The following is a 6312-nucleotide window of genomic DNA, read 5'->3' on the forward strand; positions in this document are numbered from 1 at the left end:
CCACCCCTCCCCTCAGGAGGAGTGGCTTCTACACCCATGTTCAGCGGCCTTACAGGTAACGTAAGGGGCGTGCAGATGAGTCAAGCGTTGGTGAGGATGGCGGCCGGGTGGCTGCTGGGCCTTATGCTTGCCGTGGCCGCTGCAATTGTGGGCGTCAACGTGGTGAACAATACCGTGGCAAGTCCGCAGCAGCCGGTCCGCGAATATCTGGACGCACTACGCGAGGGCGACGGCGGCAAGGCCATGGGCCTTCTCCGCGCCACTGTGCCGCCCGGCAACGCCGCCATGCTGGACGGGACGGCGCTACAGACCGCTGCCTCGCGCCTGGCAAACATCATCATCAACGAGCCCGAGGACCGCCCGAATAACCAGGTCATGGTTCCGGTGCAATACACGATCGACGGCAGCCGGCTGCGCACCGATTTCCTGCTGGAGCGGACCGGCACGGAATGGCTGTTTTTCAACACCTGGGCCTTTGTGCCGTCGCGGCTCCCCACCGTGGGCGTCACAGTGGTCAACGCCCGTGCAGCGAACCTCAACGGCGTCCCGGTGAACATGCCTGCAGGCCAGAACTCCTTCGCCGTGTTCTATCCGGGCGAATATGAAGCATCCCTCAACGGTGAATACTTCGCCGCACCTGCCACCCGCGCCACCATAACGTCCCGCGATGCTCCGGCAGCACCGTTGAACCTGCTGACCGAGGCCACCGAGCAGCTCCGGAAGGACGTGGGTCAGAGCGTGCAGAAGTTCCTGGACGGCTGCGCCGCCGAAGCCGTGAAACAGCAAAAGCTGCAGCCGGACTGCCCCTTCTACTTCGCCAGCACCAACAACGTGGACGACGGCACCATCAAATGGACCATTACGGAGTACCCGGAGATTGCCATCGAACCCTTTGATGGCCGCTGGGTTGTTGCTCCCCTCGATGGCAAGGCCCGGGTGGAGGCCGTCCAGCAGAGCTCCTTCACCGGCGCATGGTTCCCGCTCAACGAAGAGGTGGACTTCAGCTTCACTACCCGTCTGGACGTCGACGGCGACACCATCAAGGTCACCCCGCTCCTGAGCTACTAGGGCCGTGCCCACCCATAGTGGGGTGCCGCCCTCACACATGTGAGGACTTCGCGGTTCCGCAGCAGACCCACCAACTCCGCTGGCGCCGTCGGAAGGGGGTACAGCCGGCGGTCCGGCTGGAGGAGTTCCCCACCCCGGACCGCCCGGGCACCCGCTGCATCCCGCCGTCGTCGTATGTGGACAACCAACCCGGAAAGCCGCCGGCGTCATGCGAAGCAGATTTTTGGCCGCGGCGGCCGAGGCAACCCCCAAGATTCTGCGCCGGGTGCCCGCTCCGGCACGCTGCACGACGGCGGTGGTCAGTCCATGCCCCGCAAGTCCAGTACCAGCTCAGTGTCGCCGTCGTCCGTCAGTAGCACGGGGATGCCCCAGTCCTGCTGGTACAGGTGGCAGGCGGCGTGGTCCGGGATTTCGCCGTCCTCGCTCTCGGGACCGTCGCAGGCCGCGGCGCGGGCGGTGATGTGCAGGACGCCTTCCGGGATGCCCGAGGCCAGTTCCAGCGTCCGGAGCAGGCCCACCGACGTGCCGCCGCCGGCCACCAGCAGCTCGGGCGGGGTGGACGAGATCTTCAGCTGAGTGGGATCACCCCAGCGGTCGTCGAGCTTCTGGCCCGTGGGCGCGCTGAAGCGGACGGTCAGTTCCAGCAGGCCGGGGGCCACCGGGCTCTTTGGCCTGTGGGTCTGCGATGCGCCCTCGTCCACCTGCTGTGCTTCCTTGGGAATGGGCACGTAGACGAGCTGGTGTTTGTTGGCCTCCACCACCACCAGCAGCGGCTCGGACCCAGCTGCCTGCGTGTGGTTCACAATCACGTCGGAGGGTTCGGACAGGCCCCGCGCCAGCGTGGAGACCTTCCCGGCAGCGGGGTCGTAGCGGCGCACGGCGCCGTTGTAGGTGTCGGCGATGGCCACCGATCCGTCCGGCAGGACCGTGACGCCCAGCGGGTGCTGCAGGCGGGCCTCGGACGAGTCGCCGTCGCGGAAGCCGAAGTCGAACAACCCCTTGCCGACGGCCGTTTCCACGGTAACGGTGCCGGCGTCGTCAATCACCAGCTTGCGGAGGGCCGACGTTTCGGAGTCCGCCACCCAGACGTTGCCGTCAGCATCCTCCGCGAGGCCGGACGGCTGGGCGAACCATGCCTCGTGGGCCGGGCCGTCCAGCAGGCCTTCCAGACCGTTGCCGGCCACAATGGCCACAGCACCGGTCAGCGGGTCGAGGCTGAAGATCTGGTGGGTGCCGGCCATGGCGACCACCACGGCGTTCAGCTTGGTGGACCAGACAACGTCCCATGGGGAGCTGAGCGAAACCTCCAGCGGGTGCCCGCTGAGCTGGCCCGTGAACCCGGCGGCGTCCTCGTCCACGCGTGCGGGGCCCGTCTCCAGGAGCCGCTGGACGCCGTTGCCGGCGAGCGTGGTGGCGGTTCCGTCCGTCAGCGAAAGCCCGCGCAGGCGGTGGTTGACGGAGTCGGCAATCACGACGTCGTAGCCCGCCTTCGCTGCCACATCTTCCGGAAGCAGCACGAGACCCTGCGGGTCGTTGAACTGCGCAGTCGGCGTGACGGAGTCGACGTCCGCGGCGGGGCCGTCGGCGTAGCCCTTAGTGCCGGAACCGTAGGTGCGCAGCACCGTCTGGAAGTCGGTGCCCAACTCCACGAGACGGTGGTGGCCGGTATCCGTGACGAGCCAGGAGCCGGCGTCGGGGGTCCCGGCGCCGGACGTGCCCCGGTCAGCGGGGAGAAACAGCGCCTTGCCCGGGAAGCGCAGCGTGCCCGACGTGGCTTCCGGCGCCACGTAGGGGCCGGAGCCGCGGTGCAGCGTGCCCTTAACCTCGTACTCGGCGATCAATTCGGGGATCAGCACGGCCAGGCCGTCGGCGTGGCCTTCGCCGGACAGGTGGGCCACGATGTAGCCCTCGGGGTCGATGACCACAAGAGTGGGCCATGCACGGGCCGTGTAGGCCTTCCACGTGTCCAGCTCGGGATCATCCAGGACGGGGTGGTGGATGTCGTAGCGTTCAACGGCAGCCGCCAGCGCAACGGGATCTGCCTCATGCTCGAACTTGGGCGAGTGGACGCCCACCGTGACCAGGACGTCGGCGTACTTCTCCTCGAGCGGGCGCAACTCATCGAGGACGTGCAGGCAGTTGATGCAGCAGAACGTCCAGAAGTCGAGCAGGACAATCTTGCCGCGCAGGGCTTCGAGGTCCAGCGACTTCCCGCCCGTGTTGAGCCAGTTGCGGCCCACCAGTTCGGAGGCTCGGACCCGGAGTTGGGTGCGTACGGTTTCGCTCATGAGCGTCCTTCCAGCTTTGAGTTGCGTTCAGCCAATCTGGCATCGCGCTCGGCCAATTTGGCAAACATATCGTTGTAAGCAGTGAGATCGGCGTCGTTATTCCTATCCGCTGCGCGATCGGTGCGACGGCTTTCGCGTTCATCGGAACGGGACCACATGATGGCGACGCCGATCGCCACCAGGAGGGTGGGCACTTCGCCGATGCCCCACGTCACGGCGCCGCCCAACTGCTGGTCCATGAGGGCGGACGGTCCCCAGGGGCGGCCGAGGTTGCCGAAGTAGTCCGCGGCCAGGAGGGTGGTTCCGCCCATGATGGTCACGCCGAAGAAGGCATGGAACGCCATGGTCGCCAACAGAAGGAGCAGCCGCATCGGGTAGGGCGCCCGCCGGGGCAACGGGTCCGTGCCGATCATGCTCAGCACGAAGATGTACCCAGTGAGCAGGAAGTGCAGGTTCATCAGCTCGTGGCCCACGTGCTCCCGCATCGCAAAGCCGAAGGCGTCCGAGAAGTAGAACAGCACAATGGAGCCAGCGAAGTTCGCCGCGGCGAAGAGCGGGTGGGTCACCACTTGCGAGAACTTGGAATGCACAAAGACCAGCACCCACTCACGCAGGCCCCGGGAGCCGTCGGCCCGGGCGGGCATGGCCCGCAGCGCCAATGTCACCGGAGCGCCGAGCACCAGGAAGATGGGGGCCACCATGGTCAGCGCCATATGGCCCACCATGTGCGCGGAGAACAGCACCATCCCGTACACCGTGGGGGGACCTGAGGTGATGTAGGTCAGCACCAGCAGGCCGATCACCCAGTTCACCGAGCGGAACCACTGCCATTTGTCGCCGCGCCGCCGGACCTTGGCTACGCCGAGGAAGTACGCCACCAGCGCGAAGACCGCCACGGCAACCCAGAGCCAGTCAGTGCGCCACTCGGTGAGCCATCGCCCAGGCGTCAGTTCGGGCGGCAGCTCGTAGCCGGAAAGGATAAAGGCTGGAGTTGCGTCCGGTGCAAACCTGGTGGGCTCCGGTGGTGCCGAACGGCTGAGGGCGACGGCGACGCCCGAGGTGGCCCCCATGATGACGAGCTCCACCAGCACCAGCTGCCACAGCACCCGCCGGGAGGACAATGCGGATCCTTTACGGCCAAGCTGCGGGATGACCCACTGCCGGTGCATCAAACCGATTCCGCCCAGGACCACGGTGGCTGTCGACTTCGCGAGGATGAGCTGGCCGTACGCGGAACCAAAGAGGTCCGTCCAGTTGGTGATGCGGATGCTTGCGTTGATGACGCCCGAGGCGAATACCAGCACAAAGGCAAAGCCGGCCAGGGCCGAGAAGCGCCGGAGAGTCTGTTCGGTGATGTCTGTTCCGGATCCGGGCTTCTGGTCAGTCAGGATTCCGGACAGCAGCGCTAAGAGGATGATGCCGCCCACCCAGACGCTGACGCCCACCAGGTGCAGGCCCAGGGAGTTGACGGCTCCCGAATGGTCCGACGAGCTGGAGGAGTGCCCGATCAGGGCGGCAGGCACCAGACCGCCGAGCGCCAGGATCAGCGTGAGCGCGAGGCCACCAAGGGATCTGACGCCGAACAGCGCGGTGGTCACGACGGCGCCGATGATGGTGACCGACAGCCAGGCACGGCCGGTGTCGATGTCGGTCATGAAATACACCAGCGCGCGCGTGAACTCAGCGTCCCCGGAAAGCCCCTGGCCCGCGACGTCCGAGTAGGTGAGCACCAGCACGGCGATGGCTGACAGCGTCCAGACGGCGCCGGCGGCGGCCGCTATGGCCAGCGCCCGGGCGAAGGCCTGGTGTTCGGGCGCTTCGCCATCGTGGGTACGGGAGCGCGGTCCGGAGGTCCGGGGCAGGATCCCGATCGCGAAGATCAGCCCACCGATGACCGTTGCCAGGGACACGTTGTGGATAGCTTTGCTGACCGGGAGTCCCCAGCGGGCCAAAGCTCCGGGGTCCGAAACTTCACGGACAGCGGCTGCGCCGGAGAAGAGGAGTGCTGCAACGAGCCCCAGGAACAGTGCCATCAGCCCCAGAAGCTGCCAGGGCCGGGAAATCCCCACGGCTCCTGCGCCCGGCGCCGTGCCACCCTTACCAGGGGCCGGTAGGGGTTTTGCGGGACGGGACTTTGCTACGGAAGGCACCTATCCATTGTCCGCCACGGGTGCCCACGCGGCGAATCGGCTTAACTCAAAAGGAGCGGCAACCCTCGGGTTGCCGCTCCTTTGATGGCGCTGAAGAAGGCTACTTCTTTTTGGCGACTGCAGCCTTCAGCTTGGAGCCGGCGGTCAGCTTGACGCTGTGGCCTGCTGCGATCTGGATGGTCTCGCCGGTCTGCGGGTTGCGGCCGGTGCGGGCAGCACGGTCGGTGCGCTCCACTGCAAGCCAGCCCGGGATGGTGATCTTTTCGCCGGCGGCGACAGACGTCTCGAAAACCTCGAACAGTGCATCGAGGACGGAGTTGACGGCTGCCTGGCTGGTGCCGGCCTTGCCTGCTACCTCAGAAACAAGTTCACTACGGTTCTTAGCCATTGATGTCCTCCTGGACGGTCACGATTTCTGGAGCCTGAACGCGGAATGCGTGCAAGCCACTGTTCGAAAACTTACCAGCTTGGGCCGCCGAGGTCCGCAAATTCCGCGTGTTTCCGCGACTTTTTGACTTATATCACCGGATTTTCGAGGGTTTGCCGAGGAATTGCGCCCACAGCGGACGCTCTCTCACTTCCTGCCGGATTCGCAGGACGCTCTCGCGGTGTCGGGAATGTTCGACGGCGGTGCGGGGCGGCTGGGGTGGGTTCGCCTGGTTGCAGGGGCGGCGGCATGGTCCGTGTGTGGGTTTTGGGGGTGGTTGTGTGGGTGGGTGGTTAACGTGGGAGAGCCCCCGGACACGTGGTGTTCGGGGGCTCTCGACCGGTAATAGTGTTCCGGCGGTGACCTACTCTCCCACACC

Annotated in this window: 4 protein-coding genes; 1 reads left to right on the forward strand and 3 read right to left on the reverse strand. The window is 66.2% G+C overall.

Annotation, left to right across the window (positions count from 1 at the left end):
- Nucleotides 1–75 precede the first annotated feature (75 nt).
- Nucleotides 76–1068: a hypothetical protein gene (locus tag ABIB27_RS09290; RefSeq protein ID WP_354253819.1), complete on the forward strand. Its 993-nt coding sequence runs from the start codon at nucleotides 76–78 to the stop codon at nucleotides 1066–1068.
- Nucleotides 1069–1367: 299 nt separating this feature from the next.
- On the opposite strand, the gene ABIB27_RS09295 is transcribed toward ABIB27_RS09290, so the two are convergent.
- The 3 genes from ABIB27_RS09295 to ABIB27_RS09305 all read right to left on the reverse strand — a co-directional run bounded on the left by ABIB27_RS09295 (nucleotide 1368) and on the right by ABIB27_RS09305 (nucleotide 5894).
- On the reverse strand, nucleotides 1368–3356 hold the full coding sequence (locus tag ABIB27_RS09295; protein WP_354253820.1) for an NHL domain-containing thioredoxin family protein: 1989 nt from the start codon (nucleotides 3354–3356) through the stop codon (nucleotides 1368–1370).
- Nucleotides 3353–5506 carry a bifunctional copper resistance protein CopD/cytochrome c oxidase assembly protein gene (locus ABIB27_RS09300; protein WP_354253821.1) on the reverse strand — a complete coding sequence of 718 codons (2154 nt, stop codon included), beginning with the start codon at nucleotides 5504–5506 and terminating at the stop codon, nucleotides 3353–3355. Before ABIB27_RS09300 ends, ABIB27_RS09295 begins: the two co-directional genes overlap by 4 nt.
- A gap of 100 nt (nucleotides 5507–5606) precedes the next feature.
- Complete coding sequence (locus ABIB27_RS09305; protein WP_056341443.1) at nucleotides 5607–5894, reverse strand: HU family DNA-binding protein; 288 nt, start codon at nucleotides 5892–5894, stop codon at nucleotides 5607–5609.
- Between the last annotated feature and the right edge of the window lie 418 nt (nucleotides 5895–6312).

Source organism: Arthrobacter sp. UYEF21, from assembly GCF_040546085.1.
Classification (GTDB): Bacteria; Actinomycetota; Actinomycetes; order Actinomycetales; family Micrococcaceae; genus Arthrobacter.